Source organism: Sphingosinicella rhizophila (assembly GCF_032378825.1).
Lineage (GTDB): Bacteria > Pseudomonadota > Alphaproteobacteria > Sphingomonadales > Sphingomonadaceae > Allosphingosinicella > Allosphingosinicella rhizophila.
The window spans coordinates 353,120-369,954 of sequence record NZ_JAVUPU010000002.1; the positions used below are offsets into that span (position 1 = coordinate 353,120).

Genomic DNA, 16,835 nt, shown 5'->3' on the forward strand with positions numbered 1-16,835 from the left:
CCCGCCGAGTCGGCGCAGATGCGGGAGGTGGCGCACCCTCCCGAAAGCTGCTTAGGACAAGGTGCTGGGGGTGAAAGGATGACGGACAGGATGGAACGCGACGGAGGGCCGGCGGCGGAGCGGGTGCTGATCCTGACCCCGATCAAGGATGCTATCCGCCATCTCGATACCTATTTCGGGCTGCTCGACCGGCTCACTTACCCGCGCGATAGGCTGTCGCTTGGTCTGCTGGAAAGCGACAGCGACGACGGCACGTTCGAAGCGCTCTTGCAGCGTCGGGGGCAGCTGAACAGACCCTTCCGGCGGTTCACACTGCACAAGCGCGACTTCGGCTTTCGCATGCCGGCGAATCAGCCCCGTTGGGCCAATCATCTTCAGGTGCAGCGGCGTTCGACCCTCGCCAAATCCCGCAACCACTTACTGTTCCGGGCGCTGGAGGATGAAGAGTGGGTGCTCTGGCTGGATGTCGACGTGATCGATTATCCACCGGACATTATCGAGCGGCTGCTCGCCACCGGCAAACGAATCGTCCATCCCAATTGCGTCCGGGATTATGGCGGCTCGAGCTTCGATCTCAATGCCTGGCGCAAGCGCGGCAAGCTCCATCTCCACGATCTGCGTAAGGAGGGCGATCTCGTGCCGCTCGACAGCGTGGGCGGGACGATGTTGCTGGTGCGGGCCGATCTGCATCGCGACGGCCTGATCTTCCCGCCCTTTCCCTATGGCCTGCGCAACAAGAAGATCCGCCGGTTCAACCACTGGTCGGGCGAGATCGAGACCGAGGGCTTCGGCATCATGGCTTCGGACATGGGCGCACAATGCTGGGGCATGCCCAATCTCGAGATCAGGCATCACCGCGATTGAGCGCAGCGCCGCCGCCTGGAAGGCGGGCGGCCGCGGCCATTTTCTGCATCGCCTCGGGGACGGCGCCATGACCCAGATCCCGTTTCGATCGCAGCCGGCCCAGGCCGAGCAGCGCCTTGCGCATCTGCTTCGCGGTTTCGATCAGGCCGAGCGCTGCCACCAGGCGCAAATTGGCGCCGGGCGCAGACAGCCAGGTGACGGCGTCGCGCATCAGCGGGCTATCGTGCAGCAGGGTCGCAGTGATGCCTGCAAAGGCGCGATCGACCTCGGTGCTGCGCCGGTGCCGGATTCTGGCGAGCTTCGTCAGGAACAGCGCCATCGACGTCATCCGCACGCCGAGGCTCTCGCGGCGAAACGCCTCGTGGCGGGTGATCAGTTGCGCCGCCGCGACGAGGAATTTGGCCTGCTCGTCCAGGGGGATCCGGTCGAGCGACAAATGGCCGCGATTGTGATGGCGGCGGACTCCGATAATGTCGGGGCAGGCGGCGCCGTCGCCATAATTTAGCTTCACCTGGATCTGGAAGATCGTGTCCTCCCCGACACGCAGGCTCTCGTCGAGCCCGCCCAGCGCCAGCCAGGCTTCACGTCGATAGAGCGCGGCATGGGTGCACCATTCGGCGCTGCGCAGGATGTTGCCGGGATCGTCCTGATGGAACTCGCCGATCACCTGGCGGAGCGTGTAATCGACGTCGACGATCCGTCCGATCGCATAAGCGGCCGGCGATCCCGTCAGCCTGGCGACCAGCCGTGCGATCGCATCGGGGAAGATCAAATCGTCGGAATCGAGGAAATGGAGATAAGCGCCCCGGCTCTCGGCGACGCCGCAATTGCGCGCCGATGCCGCTCCGCCATTGGCCTTCCGCACATAACGGGTCGGCCGGTCGCTGCCGAACCGGGCTCGAAGCGCCTCGAACCTGGCGGCGTCGAGATCGTCCGACCCGTCATCGACCAGGATCAGCTCGATATCGGGATAGGTCTGCGCGCCGACCGAGACGAGCAGATGCTCCAGCATCTCGCGCCGATTGTGGATCGGAACGATGATGCTGACCTTGCCTGCCGCCTGTTCGCCCGTCGTCAATGCGGTTCCGACCCGTCGCTCTCTGTCACATTCTCGTTCTGGCCATGACGATCATCCTGCGCGGGATATGCGGGACTCGTCAGCGACGCGCACCGGCTTTCAGCACGACTGCGCCCGGATTTGCAATGCGGTCGGCGCATCCACGCGCCGATCAGCGCCTTTTTGTCGCGGAAGACTGGCGGATGCAGGCGCGGACGACTAACCGGGGCAGGATGACAGAGGGTTCGATCTTCGTCGGCATTGGCGGCTGGGACTATGAACCATGGCGCGGGACCTTTTATCCGCCTGGCCTCGCCAAGACCAAACAGCTCGAATATGCCGCCGGCCGCCTGACCGCGACCGAGATCAACGCGACTTATTACAAGCTGCAATCGCCAGACCTGTTTGCGCGCTGGGCGAAAGTCGTTCCCGACGGCTTCCGGTTCGCGGTCAAGGCGTCGCGCTTCTGCACCAACCGCAAGGTGCTTGCCGAGGGCGCAGAGGCGATCGCGCGCTTTTGCGGCCAGGGACTCACCGAATTGGGCGATAAGTTGGGGCCGATCCTGTGGCAGTTCATGGGCACCAAACAGTTCGACCCGGAGGATTTCGGCGCCTTCCTGAAGCTGTTGCCCAAGTCGTGGGATGGCGTGCCGCTCCGTCATGCGGTCGAGCCGCGGCACGAAAGCTTCCGAACGCCTGAATTCGTGGCGATGGCGCGGGCGGCCGGCGTCGCCATCGTTTTCGCCGATGCCGACGATTATCCCTGTATCGCCGATCTCAGCGGCGACTTTTCCTATGCGCGGTTGCAGCGCTGCCGGGAGGAAGAGGCGACCGGCTATGATGCCGCTGCCCTCGATCGTTGGGCGGCGATCGCCAATTCCTGGTCGCGGGGTGAAAGCCCAGTAGAATTGCCCTATGTCGCCGACACCGGGGCCAAGGCCCAGTCGCGGGACACCTACATCTTCTTCATTTCGGGTGCCAAGGTGCGGGCGCCCGCCGCAGCCACCTCCCTGATCGAGCGTCTATGAATCCTCTATTTGCCAACATTCCCACCACGATCTTCGAACGCATGTCGATGCTGGCGCGGGAGCACGGCGCGACCAACCTGGGGCAGGGCTTTCCCGATTTCGGCTGGCCCGAGGATGTCGTCTCGCGGGCTGCGGCCGAACTGACCGGCGCCGCAAGCCAGTATCCGCCGATGCGCGGACTTCCCGAACTCCGTCAGGCCGTCGCCGATCATTATCGGGCTCATCAGCAGATCGACTATTCGGCCGAGCAGGTCACGATCACGTCGGGCGCCACCGAGGCGCTGGCCGCGGCCTTGCTGGCGCTAATCGAGCCGGGCGACGAGGTTGTCCTGTTTCAGCCGCTTTACGACGCTTATGTGCCGATCATCCGGCGGGCCGGCGGCATTCCCAGATTCGTCAGCCTGACTCCGCCGGACTGGCGCATCACCGCGGAAGCGCTGGGCGCCGCCTTCACTGATCGCACGCGATTGGTCGTTTTCAACAATCCCCACAATCCGACGGCGCGACTGTTCGATGCCGAAGAGCTGCGCGTCCTCGGTGAGGCCTGCATCCGCCACGACGTCGTCGCCGTTTCGGACGAGGTCTGGGAGCATGTGCTGTTCGACGACCGGCGCTTCGTTCCGCTTTCTGCGGTGGCCGGCATGAAGGATCGGACGGTCAAGGTGGGTTCGGCCGGCAAGATCTTCTCGCTGACCGGTTGGAAGGTCGGCTGGATCCTGGCGCCCGATCATCTTGCCGGGCCGATCGCCAAGGCGCATCAGTTCCTGACCTTCACCACCCCGCCGAATCTGCAGGCTGCGGCGGCGTTCGGGCTCGGCAAGGCGCCTGACTATTTCGCGGGGATGCGGTCCAATTTCCAGGCGGCGCGCGACGTGATGGACCAAGGCTTACGCGACATCGGCTATGTAACGCTCCCATCCGAAGGCACGTATTTCCTCTGCATCGATCTCGCCGCCTCAGGCATCGATGTGGACGATATGCATTTCTGCCTGCGTGCGGTCGAGGAAGCTGGCGTCGCCGCCATCCCGATCTCGCCTTTCTATGAGGACGATCCGGTGCGGAACGTGATAAGGCTCTGTTTCGCCAAGAAAGACGAGACGATCGAAACTGGCTTGGCCGGGATGAAAACGGTGCGCGCTCTTTTCGGTTAAAGCCTCGTCACTTTCGAGATAGATCCAATCGAAGAGTCCATGGTCCGGCGACGGCCGGACCGTCGATTTCCAGTCGAGTCGTGCGAGGCTTCAGTCCATCAATTCGTCGGCGAGAAAAGCCAGCTCCTCGACGTCGCGCTCGATCGCTTTCTCGGTGGTCATCTGGTTGTGACCCGCGCCACCGCGCACGCGCAGCAATTGGCGGCGGTCGGAAGTGCTGGCTTCCTCCATCGCGGCAATCATCTTGCGGGTGTGCCATGGCGGGCAGGTGAGGTCGGTCGCGCCGGCGTCACAGAGCAAAGCCGGATAGGCCGTGCCGGCGCGGACATTGTGATAGGGCGAAATGCCGTGCAGGCCCGGCGCGTCGGCGGGGTCGTCGGGATTGCCGTAATCGGCCATGCAGATGCCGATCGATCCGGGATCCTTCCGGCATTGCAGCAGGTCCAGGATCGGCACCTGCGCCACGGCGGCGCGGAACAGATCGGGGCGCTGGGTCACCGCCGCGCCGACCAGCAGGCCGCCATTGGACGATCCCCACAACCCGGTGCGCTCGGCCACGGCCCAGCCTCGCGCCTGCAGATCCTCCAGCACAGCATAAAGATCGTCGAACGTGCCCTGCTTCTTCTTCATCCGGCCGGCATGCCAGAAGTCCTTGTCCTGCTCGCCGCCGCCGCGCAGATGCGCATGGACCCAGATTCCGCCCAGCTCGGTCCAGGCCGCGCCCATCGCCGAATAATAAGGGATCCACGGCACGTTGAACCCGCCATAGCCGGTGACGATCACCGGCGCCGATCCATCCAGCGGCGTCGCGGCCTCGCGCATCATTCGATAGGCGACATCGCCGGCCGGCCCCTTGGCGGCGAGCGCGTCGACGATGCGGTCGCTCAGGACATGAGCCGGCGCCACCAGTTCCTCGCAGGTCAGTGCGGTCAGGTCGGCGCGATAGACGCCGGGGCTGCGCTCCAGGCTGCTGTGGACGAAAACGCAGCCGTCGCCATCGGACCCGATGATGTCGGTCAGGATCGCGCCGATATGGCCGACGCCGGTCAGGCCGAAGGCGCCGTCGCCCGGCAGGTCCACGTCGCCGATCGCCTTGCCGCTCAGGTCGAGCGAAGACATCTTCATGATGCCGCCCTCGATCCGGCTGAGCACGAGATAGGCGCCGCAGCGGGTCATGGAGGCGAGCTTGACGCCGGCGCGGGCGGGGATCAGCTCCCGCCAGGTCGATTCATCGTCGAAACTGGTCAGCGGAATGGCGACCAGCCTGCACCATCCTGACACATCGTCGCTGATCGCGATAAAATCGTCGCCGACTAACGCGCCCTTGTACATGGCGGTGGCGTCGGGGAGGAAACGGGTCCATTCGCCGCCGTCGATCTTCCTGATCCAGCGCGGCCGTGGCGCCGTCTGGTCGCAAGTGATCGCCATCCATCCGCCGTCCGACGCCATCACTGGCCAGGCCATGGGATGATCGTAAGGGAGGTCGAGCGGCGCCGCCTCGCCGGCCAGGGGCTGCCAGATGATCCGCGTCTCCGGCACCATCTGGCCGTCGGGCAATGCCTTCATCGCCATCTGCATATAATAGACGCCGCTTTTATCGGGTGCCCAGACATAGAACGCGGTGCCGATCTTATGGCCGAGGTCGAGCACGACATGGCCGTCGGTGACGTCGATCACGCGGACATTCATCGCGCCGCCCTGGCTGGTCGCGATCACCGCCAGCGTGCCGTCGGGCGACGGATGCCAGAGCGCGAGCGTGACATCCTCGCCTTCGTCGCTGGGATCGACCAGCACTCGGCCCTGGCCAGTCGCGCTGTCCGCCACTTCCAGCACGGTGTTGGAACCGCCTTCGGGAAGCCGGGTGCGGAACCATTTGTCACCGAAACGCTGCGGCGCCGCATAAGTGAACACGTCCTCGTAGGTGGCGCGCACCGCGGCGGCGACCTCGGCCGCGTGCGGCGATGCTGCCAGCGCTGCGGCGGCGCGGGCATTAGCCTGCTTCTGCCATTCGATCACCTTCGGATCGGCATCATCCTCCAGCCAGCGATAGGGATCGGAGACGGCGACTCCGCCGATCGTGTCGGTGAAACTCATTTCATCCTCGCTTGTCATTGGGATAAGTTGGAGCTACTTTTCTCCCGACTGCTAGAAAGTGTCAAGGCTAGGCATGAATCAGATTGAACCTCGTCGTATGGGGCGCCCGCCCAAAATCACGCGGGACGAGATTTTGGATGCGGCCTCGCAATCGACGGCGGAGGATCTGCAGCTGACCAGCCTGGCGCGGGCGCTCGGCATCTCGGTCAAGACGGTCTATTATTATTTTCCGACCCGAAGGGCCTTGATCGACGCGCTGACCGACCGCGCCGTGTCGCATATGGGACTCCCCGAATTCGATCGGGCGAAGGATTGGCGGGCCGTGCTCGCGGAGGATGCTCGCTGGCATTATCGGCTGGGCTCGTCCCAGCCCGGCTGGTTCTTCCGGACGGCCGCTCCGCGCGGGATCGGCATCGAAATGCTCAGGCAGGTTCAGGCCCGCCTCGCGGCACTGGGCTGGACAAAGCGCGATGCCATGATGGCCCACCTCGTCATCTGCAATTGGGCGATCGCTACGGGCGAAGGCGTCTATCGCAGCTATGAACTGGGGGGCTTCGATGTCGACAATATCCGCCGTCATCTGGACGATTATGCAGACCCCGCCACTGTCGACGCCCTGAGCCTGCAAATGTCGGAGCTCGACCTTGGCGAGGTCTTCGAAACAGGTCTCGACATCGTTCTCAACGGCATCGAGGAATCATTGGTCCGCGCAAAGCGCGTAAGCGGCCATTCATCCTGACTCGACCATGGTTCGGGGACGGAACGGATTTGAAAGCTTGTGTTGCATGCGTGCGACCATTTGTTGAAATCGCTCGATTCCACCCCACGTTCGTAAGCGCTGACGCTGGTTTTGGACATTGGCTTGGGTTAAAGAGGGATATGAGAACCACCTTCCGCCTTTCCACGTTCGGGTTGCTGCTGGCCGCTTCGGCGATGCCCGCCGGTGCGCAATTGAAGCCCGGCGAGCGCCCGACAGAGCTGCAGATCCAGGCCGGCGAAGCACCGGCAACGCCGATCGACGAGAGCGAAAAGGCCCTTCGTGCCTTGCAGAACAGTGTTGCCACGACGAATTGGACCCGAACCGCGGCGGGCGATCTGCTCGCTTTCGTCGAGCGGATCGGAGAGGAGGGGCTCGACCCGGCGGATTATCAGCCGGATCGGCTTCGTGCGGCGCTCGACGGGATCGACGAAGAGCAGCTGCGGATCGCCGCCACCGACACTTTCCTCAGGGTTTCCTCGGATCTCGCGCTCGGTCATGCGCGGGGCGACACAAGGGTCGACTGGCACATGGTCGACACCGATCTCGACGGCAATCAGCAATATGCGCTGATGCGGCAGGCGGTGGAGAATGACAGTGTCGAGGATACGCTGCGCTCGCTTTTGCCGACCCATCCGCAATATGCCGAACTGAAATCGGTCCTTTCCAACACCACCGACGCGGCGACGCGAAACAAGATCCGTACCAATCTCGATCGGTGGCGCTGGCTGCCGCGCGATCTTGGCCCTCGCTATGTCATCGTCAATGTTCCGGCTTTCACGGTTGCCCTCGTCGAAAACGGGCAGGTCGTTACGCGGCACAAGGCCGTTGTCGGTGCGGTGAAGACGGCGACGCCACAACTCAGCGCGGTCGCGACCGGCGTCATTCTCAATCCTTGGTGGGAAGTGCCGGCGAGCATCGCGCCGGAAGTGCGCGGCAAGAAAGGCTATGTGAAGGTCGATACCGGCAATGGTGGCGTCCGCTACCGGCAGCCGCCCGGCCCCGGCAACGCGCTCGGCCGGATGAAGGTGGTGATGCCGAACAATTATGCCATCTATCTTCACGATACGCCGTCCAAGGCGCATTTCTCACGCACCGCGCGGGCGTTGAGTCACGGCTGCATCCGCACCCAGGATCCGCTGACCTTCATCCGCCTGCTGTTGGATAATCCGGAGTGGGACAAGGAGGCGATCGACAAGGCGGTCGCGGCGGGGAAAACCGTCAAGGCAGAGGCAGTGACTCCGACACCTGTCTATATCGCTTATTTCACCGCCGCTGCGGAGGCGAATAGCGGGAAGATATTGACCTATAGCGACGTCTATGCCCGCGATTCCAAGGTAGTGGCGGCGCTGACGGATCGTTCGGAAAAGACGGCGCTCGCTTCCGCCGATTGAGGAAGCCGATTTCAGTCCCGGCCTAGATTGTCGCATTTGGTAACGTCTTGATTCGGTCGCCACTTGAAGGCCGTTGCGTGTCCCAGGATCACTCCCGCCGATATGTCACGCGCCCGAACGAGGGCCCGCAGGCATGTGCGCAGGCTGCGCGGGGCGAAATTCGCCCAGAGCGCCCAGATCATCGATTTGAGGCTTGCCAGATCGATGCGAAGGTCGGCCCGCCGCCATATCCTTTTCAAATTGGACGGCGACCGGCCAGCCCACAAAATCGTGGAGCCGAGCGAGAGAAAGACTTGCGGCCTGACTTTGTCCGAGGGCGGTGGCCTGTCCCGAAGCAGCGCTTCATAATCCAGCCTCCCGCCAGATTCGCCGAGGCATCGAAGCATGAGATCGACTTGGGCCTCCACCTCCGGGCGCGGTGAGGAGAGTCGCGTGCTCGTCTGGGCGAAACGATGGCGGTAGAGGGATTCCGGAATGACGAGGATGTCCCGGCAGCCTGCGATGCGCAGGAACAGGTCCAGATCCTCCCAATAATTACATTCCTGCCGATAGCCGCCGACCTCGTCGAAGACCGTTCTGCGAAACATCACCGACCCGTGCGGGAAGGGTACGAAAGGGGATTTGCGGACGAGGCGCCAGCGGTCGAGAGAACGCACCTTGTCTCCCGCAGCGTCGATGCCCTCCCATAAGGTGCCGATCAGACCTGCCGACGATTCGCGTGCGAACAAGTTCATTTGGCGGCGCAGTCGGTCCGGATGAGAAAGATCATCGGCGTCCATGCGCGCGACCAAAGGTGCATTGCTATGCTCGACGACCTTGTTGGAGCTCCCCGCAGGGCCCAGTTTCTCCCGGCCGAAATGGGGTATGATCCGTCTGTCTCGACTGGCCCACTGCCGGATGAGATCGCCGGATCCATCGGTCGAGCCGTCATCCAATATGACAAATTCGAACGCGCCGAAGCTCTGATCGATGATGCTCCTTATGCTTTCGTCGAGGAAGGGCAAAGCATTGTGGACCGGCATGACGACGCTGAGCGGAGGAATCATCTCGGCTGATCGTCGAACGGCTCGGTGCGGCGGCAGCCCACGCTTGCGCGCCCAGCCTGGCGCGGGAAGCGCCCGCGCAAACACGCGTCGAAACCGATTTTGAAGGAAATTGGGCGGACAGGTCGAGACTCTCGCCAACCGAAATGGCCGGTAGGGACCGTCCTACACCTTGTCTGCGTAAATCATCCTGCCCGGGCCAAGGCGTTGCAACACATATTGGAGGCTAATCTGCGAAAGCGCAAAGCAGCCCTCGCTGCGGCCGAGCTTACCGAAATGATCGACCATGTCGGGCTCGGCATATTTGGCGGCATGGACGACGATCGCCCTCGCCTCGGCATTGCTATTGCTATGGTCGAGCCCGCGCAGCCGCAGTGAACGGCCATATTTGCCGTAATAGACATTCTCGGTCACATAGGCCCCGGCCGAAGTGGCTTCCGAACCCACTACGTTCGAGAAATGCTCGAGGTAGCCGGAATGCGCGGGGTCGGAGCCGCGGCCATGCGCCACTTGATAGGATGTCACCATTCCTCCGATCATGTCGACCAGGTAGAAACGATCGAAACGCGAGGCCTGGGAGAAATCGGTGATGGCGATGACGTCGCCATCGCGAATTTGGCCACGCTTCGATTCAAGTGCAGCTTTGGCGCGTTCCATCAAGCGCGGGTTGATCTTGGGCTGAACAGGGGCGACGATCGCGGCTGCGCCAAGGGCCGGTCGCGCAGCGCAGGCAACCAGACCCGCGGCTCCCGCTTGCATCAGATTTCTGCGCGTCAGGATCAAAACTCATTCCCTCCCGGAAATGAATTTCTACCGGATTTTCATCACCTTTCCAATGGTGTGATAGGGATTCATCCTTCGTTCTTTTCGGTTCGTCGCATTAACAAGGTTAACAGATAGGGGCGGAACCGGTCCCGGCCGCAGGCGTCTAACGCCTTACACTGGGGGCCGGAAGGAAGCATTGTGGGTGCATTCGATCGTCTGCCGGCAAAGCCTGGCTTACCGCCCATGGAAGCAAGGCTGGTCGATGCGCTCCCCGACGAAGCCGAATGGCAATTTGAGCCCAAATGGGATGGTTTCCGCTGCCTCGTCTTTCGCGACGGTGAGGCAGTCGATCTGCGGTCGAAATCGGGCAAGCCGCTCGGGCGTTATTTTCCGGAGGTCGTTACCAGCCTGCTCGCCACGAAGGAGAAAAGGTTCGTTCTTGATGGCGAGCTGATCATTCCCGTCGGAGGAATATTGTCTTTCGAAGCGCTTCAGCTCCGGCTTCACCCCGCCGAGAGCCGGATCCGCAGGCTTGCCGCGGAAAGCCCCGCACAGATCATGCTGTTCGATTGCCTTGCAGCTGGCCCGGCTTCCTATCTGGAAACACCCCTTTCCAAGCGGCGACAGGCTCTCGAAAGGCTCCATTCGAACGAAAGGACTGGCGGCCTTCTCCTATCGCCTCGCACCGTGGATCGCCACCTTGCGCAGTCGTGGCTCGAGGGAACAGGTGGTGCGCTGGATGGCATTGTCGCCAAGCGCCTGGACGAACCCTATCGGCCCGGTGAGCGCGCCATGCTCAAGATCAAGCAGAGGCGATCAGCCGATTGTGTGGTCGGCGGCTTTCGCTACGGCACGGCGCGCCAGGAAGTGGGCTCGCTGCTGCTCGGTCTTTATGATGCGTGCGGGAAGCTCAATCATGTCGGCTTCACCTCTGCCATTCCGACCGCCAGGAGACGGGGGCTGACCAGGAAGCTCGAGGCGCTGATCGAGCCGCCCGGATTTACCGGCAAGGCGCCCGGCGGCCCAAGCCGCTGGTCGACCGATCGCTCGGCCGACTGGCGGCCGCTTCGGCCGGAACTGGTTGTCGAGATACGTTACGACCATGTCACCGGCGACCGGTTCCGCCACGGGACCAAATTCTTGCGCTGGCGGCCCGACAAGGCACCCGACCAATGCGGAATGGAGCAGCTGCGGCTGGAAGCTGGTCCTTCCGAATTGGCCGCAACCCTGAAGGAAACCCAATGAACGAAAGGATGATCGCGGGCGTCAGGCTCACCAATCCCGACAAGATACTTTACCCCGAACAAGGCATCTCCAAAGGCGCCCTGGCCGATTATTATGTCGCTGTGGCCGAACGGATTCTTCCTCATGTCGCTTTCAGGCCAATCACCATGGTGCGCTGTCCCGCCGGGCGCGAGAAGCATTGCTTTTATCAGCGCCACGCGGGCTCGGGCATCCCGGAACAATTGGCGGAAGTGACGATCAAGGGCTTCGAAGAACCCTATCTGTTCATCCAGGACCTGCCAGGCCTTATCGCACTCGTGCAGATGGGCGTTCTCGAAATCCACCCATGGGGCGCGCGTGTCGAACGTCCGGATCGCGCCGATCGGATCATCTTCGATCTCGACCCGGATGAAGGGCTTGGCTTTGCCGGCGTGATCAAGGCTGCGCGTGAGGTTTGTGATCGGCTCGCCGCCATTGGTCTTGCCAGCTTCGTCAAGACGACGGGGGGCAAGGGACTCCACGTCGTCGTGCCGATCGTTGCCACCGCCGACTGGCGCGAAGTGAAGAGCTTTGCGAAGGGGCTTTCGGTCGCGATGGCGAATGACGCGCCGGATCTTTATTTGACCAAGATCTCCAAGGCGGAGCGCGCCGGCCGGATTTTCATCGATTATCTTCGCAACGATCCGACCTCAACTGCCGTCGCGCCCTATTCCACCCGTTCCCGTCCGGGCGCGCCCGTGGCGATGCCGCTGCGGTGGGAGGATCTCGGGCCGAAGCTCGATCCGCACGATTTTACGATCTTGAGCGTGCCCCAGAGGATCGCACGGCAACGGACGGATCCTTGGGCGGGGATGGTCGATATGCGCCAGGCCCTGCCGCCGGCTCCGCGCGCCTGAACCTTGCCTGCCGGCCGCCGCTGCTTATCTTCAGGACTTGAGGAGACAATGATGGCGCAAGAGCAAGCGACACTCGCCGGCGGATGCTTCTGGTGCACCGAGGCGGTTTTCAACGACGTGATCGGTGTCTCCAGGGTGGAAAGCGGCTATATTGGCGGCCATGTCGCCAATCCGGATTATAAGCAGGTTTGCGGCGGGGATACCGGCCATGCCGAGGCGGTGCGGCTCACCTTCGATCCCGAGGTCATCGGTTATGACGATATCCTCGACATCTTCTTCGCGACCCACGATCCCACGCAGCTCAATCGGCAGGGCAATGACATCGGCACACAATATCGTTCGGCCATTTTTCCGCACTCTCCCGAGCAGGAAGCGGCCGCGCGCGCCGCGATCGATCGGGCGAAGGCGGAATGGGACGGGGCGGTCGTGACGACCATCGAACCTTTGTCCGATTGGTATCCCGCCGAGGATTATCATCAGGAATATTTCGAACGCGAAGGCGCGAGCAACCCCTATTGCATGGCTGTCATCGCTCCCAAGCTGCGGAAATTCCGCAAGAGCTTCACCGAAAGGCTGAAGAACACAGCCCCAGCCGGCTAAACCAGCTCTTCAGCGCGGAGCCCCGAATTCAGCCTTCATGCCTGAGCCGATCCTTGATTGAGGCCCGGCGATCAGAGCGATGCCGATTCAGAAAAAGAAGGCAGCTTCGAACCCGCCTGCATCAGCAAGTTCCTCTCGGTGCGGCTGCCCGGGCAAGGCGGTCGTTGATGGCGATTCCAAGTCCTTCTTTCGGAATCGGGGCGACCGCGATCCGTTGCGCGGGCGCAGCTTCCGCCTCGTGCAGCCGATCGAACAAGGCGGATGCGGCTTCCACCAGATCGCCGGACGGGCTGAGACTGCTCTGCCCGATCACCCGTCCAAAGCCGATCAGCCATTCATCCTCGCCTCTTTCGGTGGCGTCGAGCCGAAGCTGCTTCGAAGGGGCATAATGGCTCGACATCTGGCCGGGCGCCTCAATGCCGCGCTCGCCCGCCGGAGCGAGGGGGATGTCCAGCATTTCCGTGGTGACGGGCCCCGGCCGGAGCAGGCGCGTCTCGCCCCGGCTGATCGCGACGATAGTCGATTCGAGCCCGAGGCTCGTCGGTCCGGCGTCGATGATGAGCTTGATGGACCCTCCCAGGCTTGCCGACACATGTTCGGCCCGTGTCGGGCTGATCAGGCCGCTCGCGTTGGCGGAAGGCGCGGCTAGCGGCCGGCCCGTCGCGGCCAGCAGGCCGCGCATGGCCGGATGGACGGGGCTCCTGAGCGCGATCGTGCCGAGGCCGGCCGTCGCGAGCGAAGCGATCCGGGCGCCGGCACGGAGCGGCAGGACCAATGTCAGCGGACCGGGCCAGAAACGTTCCGCCAGGGCGAGCGCCGTGGAATCGAATTCGGCCAGCTTTTCGGCATCGTCGAGCGAAAGCACATGGACGATCAACGGGTTGAATGAAGGCCGGCCCTTGGCCGCATAGATCCGGGCGATGGCCTGGCCGCTGGTCGCGTCGCCCGCGAGGCCGTAGACCGTCTCGGTTGGGACGGCGACCGGCCATCCATCGGCGACGATGGCAGCCGCTTCATCTATGGCCGCCTTTCCATAGGGGCGCACCAAAGTGTCAAAGACTGGATTTTGTGCTGTCACGACACCCGGCTATAGCGCCTGCCCGAACCACGCAATATCAGGACCGGAATGACGTACATACCCCCCATCGCCGACCAGAAGTTCCTCCTGGATCACATCGTCAAGCTGGATCAGCTGAACGGTCACCAGGGCTTCGCAGGGACGTCGCCCGACCTGGTCGATGCGATCCTGGCGGGGGTTGGGGAATTGGCCGCCGGTGTGTTCGCGCCGCTCAATCGGACAGGCGACCAGATCGGGGCGAAATGGTCCCCCGAAGGCGTGACCATGCCTCCGGGTTTCCGCGAAGGCTATCGCGCGTATGTCGAAGGCGGCTGGGGTACGCTGGCGGCGCCGCAGGAATTTGGCGGCCAAGGCTTGCCGCTTTCCTTGGCGACGGTGGTGATGGAGGATCTCGGCAGCGCCAATATGGGTTTCTCGCTCGTCGCCATGCTGAGCGCAGGAGCGGTGGAAGCATTGCCGGAACATGGCTCGGCGGAGCTCAACGCGCTTTGGCTTCCCAAGATCGTTTCCGGCGAATGGCCGGCGACCATGAACCTTACCGAGCCGCAGGCGGGATCGGACGTTGGCGCGCTGAAGACCCGCGCCGTCAGGCAGGCGGACGGCAGCTATCGGATCAAGGGCCAGAAAATTTTCATTACCTATGGCGATCACGACCTTGCCGAAAATATCGTCCATCTCGTTCTGGCCCGCACCCCGGATGCGCCGGAGGGGACGAAGGGGATTTCACTGTTCCTCGTTCCGAAGTTCCGGCTCGGCGCGGATGGCGCCCCCGCCGAGAGCAACGACGTTCGGCCGGCATCAATCGAACATAAGATGGGCATTCACGCATCCCCCACCTGCGTCATGGCTTATGGGGACAATGACGATTGCGTCGGCTGGATCGTGGGTGAGGAAAATGGCGGCATGCGCGGCATGTTCACAATGATGAACAATGCGCGGCTCAATGTCGGTCTGCAGGGGGTCTCGATCGCGGAACGGGCGACCCAGGCCGCGGTCGCCTATGCCAGCGAGCGAATCCAAGGCACTCGGGCGGGCGCCGCCAGCCGCGACCCGGTCCGGATCATCGAACATGCCGACGTCCGGCGCATGCTTCTGCGCATGAAGGCTCTCACCCAGGCGGCGCGGGCGCTCGCTTATTATGCCGCCGGCCAGACCGACCGGGCGAGCCGCGGCGATGGCGCCGCCAAGGCGAGGATAGACCTGCTGACTCCGCTGGTGAAAGCTTATGGCACCGATGTCGGGGAGGAGGTGGCCAGCCTCGGCGTCCAGGTCCATGGCGGCATGGGCTATATCGAGGAAACCGGCGCTGCCCAGCATTATCGCGACGTCCGGATTTCGCGAATTTACGAAGGCACTAACGGCATCCAGGCCGCCGACCTGGTCGGCCGAAAGATTGGGCTGGAAGGCGGCCACACGCTGGCCTCGCTGTTTGCCGACATCAGGCGCGATTCGGCTGGCGAGGCGGTGCTCCGCGATCTCGTGGACGCCTGCGAAGCAATTGCCTCCCGTCTCCAGTCGGCGAGCGCGGACGATCGGATGGCTGCTTCCTATCCGTTCCTGACGATGTTGTCGGTCGCGACCTGCGGGTGGCTCATGCTGTTGCAGCGTCGCGTAGCCGAAGGTGATGAAGGCGATCCGAACTTTCTCGCCATGAAGCGGGCTGCCGCCGCTTTTTACCTCGAGCAGATCGTGCACGAAGCGATGGGACTTCAAGCCGCCGCTGCGGCGCCGGCGGACATTCTCTATTCGGTCAATGAGGAGATGTTCGCCACCTGAACAGGCGTGCCGCGTCAGGCGAGCGAGCGTTCCACCAGGTCTTCGACATCCAGATTCAGCCGACGCATGTGGGCGACGATGGCCGGCCAGCGCTGCTCGACGAATTCCTTGCGTTCGGCGGTGCGAAGCCTTTCCGAGGCGCCTTCGGCGACGAACATGCCGACTCCACGCCGGACGACGATCAGCCCTTCATCCTGGAAAGTTTGATAGGCCTTGGCGACGGTGAGCGGATTGGCGCCATGCTCGGCCGCCAGGCTCCGCACCGACGGGAGAGGATCGCCGTCGCGGACCTTTCCATCAAGGATGCTGGCGGAAATGTGGTCGCGCAGGCGAAGGTAGACAGGACGATCGTCATTATGCATGGCGCTATAGTGGAGTAATACAGCTGTGCGGTCAAGAGCCTATGTTAATGTGACGTTCAGGCCCGGCAGCGCCGATCAGCCGTTCGGATTCCACTCCGAGACCACATAATCCATCGCAGGCCGGGGCCTCTCCTCCAGTGCCGTGGCCGGCGTTCCGATAAAGATGAAGCCGGCAATACGCTCCTGTCCTCTGCCGAACATGCGGAGCACGTCGTCGGAATAGGCCGCCCACCCGGTCACCCAGCCGGCGGCGAAGCCCATCGCATGGACGGCGAGCAGCATGTTCATGCACGCGGCGCCGCAGGACAATTGCTGTTCCCAGACCGGTATCTTGCTGTCTTCGACGGGGCTCGAAAGGACGATCACCAGCTCCGGCGCCTGATGGGCGAAACGATGCACCGCTTCGATCTCCAGCCGTCCGGGATCCTGCTTGTCCGCCCGATACGCCTGTTCGAGAACAGCACGGAAAGCGTCACGATCCTGTTTTCGGACATGGACGAAACGCCACGGCGCCAGCTTGCCATGGTCGGGTGTCCGCGCGGCGATCGCCAAAATATCTCGAAGCTGTTCCGGCCCGGGGCCGGGATCGACCAGATCGCGGGGCCGGCCGGACCGGCGGGTCTTGAGAAGCGACAGGGTGGAAGAGAGGTCGTTGAACATGCGTCAGCCGCTAGCAGCCCGCGCCGTCCGCAACAATCTGCTTCACAAGCGCATTTTGGTCGTTAGTCTCGCCGTCCTCAGGCCGC

At 63.2% G+C, this 16,835-nt stretch carries 16 protein-coding genes; 9 read left to right on the top strand and 7 right to left on the bottom strand.

The window, feature by feature from the left end; genetic code table 11:
* The first annotated feature begins 90 nt into the window (after positions 1–90).
* Positions 91–864 (top strand): glycosyltransferase family protein, encoded by a 774-nt coding sequence (locus RQX22_RS04770; protein WP_315724150.1) that lies wholly within the window; start codon positions 91–93, stop codon positions 862–864.
* Here the strand turns inward: RQX22_RS04770 and RQX22_RS04775 are convergent.
* Complete coding sequence (locus RQX22_RS04775) at positions 845–1,942, bottom strand: glycosyltransferase family A protein (protein WP_315724152.1); 1,098 nt, start codon at positions 1,940–1,942, stop codon at positions 845–847. The two genes, RQX22_RS04770 and RQX22_RS04775, sit on opposite strands and share 20 nt — an antisense overlap.
* Before the next feature lie 212 nt (positions 1,943–2,154).
* Here RQX22_RS04775 and RQX22_RS04780 point away from each other — a divergent pair, with 212 nt between their 5' ends.
* Together RQX22_RS04780 and RQX22_RS04785 are read left to right on the top strand one after the other, a co-directional pair.
* Positions 2,155–2,949 (top strand): DUF72 domain-containing protein, encoded by a 795-nt coding sequence (locus RQX22_RS04780; RefSeq protein ID WP_315724603.1) that lies wholly within the window; start codon positions 2,155–2,157, stop codon positions 2,947–2,949.
* Positions 2,946–4,100, top strand: a complete 1,155-nt coding sequence (locus tag RQX22_RS04785) for an aminotransferase (protein WP_315724154.1) — start codon at positions 2,946–2,948, stop codon at positions 4,098–4,100. Before RQX22_RS04780 ends, RQX22_RS04785 begins: the two co-directional genes overlap by 4 nt.
* A 90-nt stretch (positions 4,101–4,190) precedes the next feature.
* Here the strand turns inward: RQX22_RS04785 and RQX22_RS04790 are convergent, their stop codons facing one another.
* Positions 4,191–6,212, bottom strand: coding sequence for a prolyl oligopeptidase family serine peptidase (locus RQX22_RS04790; RefSeq protein WP_315724156.1), 2,022 nt, complete (start codon positions 6,210–6,212; stop codon positions 4,191–4,193).
* Between the two features lie 79 nt (positions 6,213–6,291).
* Here RQX22_RS04790 and RQX22_RS04795 point away from each other — a divergent pair, with 79 nt between their 5' ends.
* Positions 6,292–6,933, top strand: a complete 642-nt coding sequence (locus RQX22_RS04795; RefSeq protein ID WP_315724157.1) for a TetR/AcrR family transcriptional regulator — start codon at positions 6,292–6,294, stop codon at positions 6,931–6,933.
* A gap of 140 nt (positions 6,934–7,073) precedes the next feature.
* Positions 7,074–8,345 (top strand): L,D-transpeptidase family protein, encoded by a 1,272-nt coding sequence (locus RQX22_RS04800; protein WP_315724159.1) that lies wholly within the window; start codon positions 7,074–7,076, stop codon positions 8,343–8,345.
* Positions 8,346–8,356: 11 nt separating this feature from the next.
* Here the strand turns inward: RQX22_RS04800 and RQX22_RS04805 are convergent, their stop codons facing one another.
* Both RQX22_RS04805 and RQX22_RS04810 read right to left on the bottom strand, forming a co-directional pair.
* Complete coding sequence (locus RQX22_RS04805) at positions 8,357–9,391, bottom strand: glycosyltransferase family 2 protein (RefSeq protein ID WP_315724161.1); 1,035 nt, start codon at positions 9,389–9,391, stop codon at positions 8,357–8,359.
* A 162-nt stretch (positions 9,392–9,553) separates the two neighbouring features.
* Entirely contained in the window at positions 9,554–10,147 is a 594-nt protein-coding gene (locus RQX22_RS04810) for a murein L,D-transpeptidase catalytic domain family protein (RefSeq protein ID WP_315724163.1), read from the bottom strand.
* Positions 10,148–10,351: 204 nt separating this feature from the next.
* Here RQX22_RS04810 and RQX22_RS04815 point away from each other — a divergent pair, with 204 nt between their 5' ends.
* Genes RQX22_RS04815 through msrA form a run of 3 tightly spaced genes read left to right on the top strand, consistent with a single transcriptional unit; the run spans position 10,352 to position 12,873 of the window.
* Positions 10,352–11,398 carry an ATP-dependent DNA ligase gene (locus tag RQX22_RS04815; protein WP_315724165.1) on the top strand — a complete coding sequence of 349 codons (1,047 nt, stop codon included), beginning with the start codon at positions 10,352–10,354 and terminating at the stop codon, positions 11,396–11,398.
* Entirely contained in the window at positions 11,395–12,273 is an 879-nt protein-coding gene (ligD, locus tag RQX22_RS04820) for a non-homologous end-joining DNA ligase (RefSeq protein ID WP_315724167.1), read from the top strand. The genes RQX22_RS04815 and ligD overlap by 4 nt, the downstream gene beginning before the upstream one ends.
* Before the next feature lie 51 nt (positions 12,274–12,324).
* Positions 12,325–12,873: a peptide-methionine (S)-S-oxide reductase MsrA gene (gene msrA / locus RQX22_RS04825; protein ID WP_315724605.1), complete on the top strand. Its 549-nt coding sequence runs from the start codon at positions 12,325–12,327 to the stop codon at positions 12,871–12,873.
* 121 nt (positions 12,874–12,994) lie between these two features.
* Here the strand turns inward: msrA and RQX22_RS04830 are convergent, their stop codons facing one another.
* On the bottom strand, positions 12,995–13,951 hold the full coding sequence (locus RQX22_RS04830) for an L-threonylcarbamoyladenylate synthase (RefSeq protein WP_315724169.1): 957 nt from the start codon (positions 13,949–13,951) through the stop codon (positions 12,995–12,997).
* A gap of 48 nt (positions 13,952–13,999) precedes the next feature.
* On the opposite strand from RQX22_RS04830, the gene RQX22_RS04835 reads away from it, so the two are divergent.
* On the top strand, positions 14,000–15,727 hold the full coding sequence (locus tag RQX22_RS04835) for an acyl-CoA dehydrogenase (protein ID WP_315724170.1): 1,728 nt from the start codon (positions 14,000–14,002) through the stop codon (positions 15,725–15,727).
* Between the two features lie 14 nt (positions 15,728–15,741).
* Here the strand turns inward: RQX22_RS04835 and RQX22_RS04840 are convergent, their stop codons facing one another.
* Together RQX22_RS04840 and RQX22_RS04845 are read right to left on the bottom strand one after the other, a co-directional pair.
* The gene (locus RQX22_RS04840) at positions 15,742–16,089 is read right to left on the bottom strand and encodes a GntR family transcriptional regulator (RefSeq protein ID WP_315724172.1); all 348 of its coding nucleotides are present in this window, start codon (positions 16,087–16,089) and stop codon (positions 15,742–15,744) included.
* Positions 16,090–16,164: 75 nt separating this feature from the next.
* Positions 16,165–16,749: a nitroreductase family protein gene (locus tag RQX22_RS04845; RefSeq protein WP_315724174.1), complete on the bottom strand. Its 585-nt coding sequence runs from the start codon at positions 16,747–16,749 to the stop codon at positions 16,165–16,167.
* Positions 16,750–16,835: the final 86 nt, after the last annotated feature.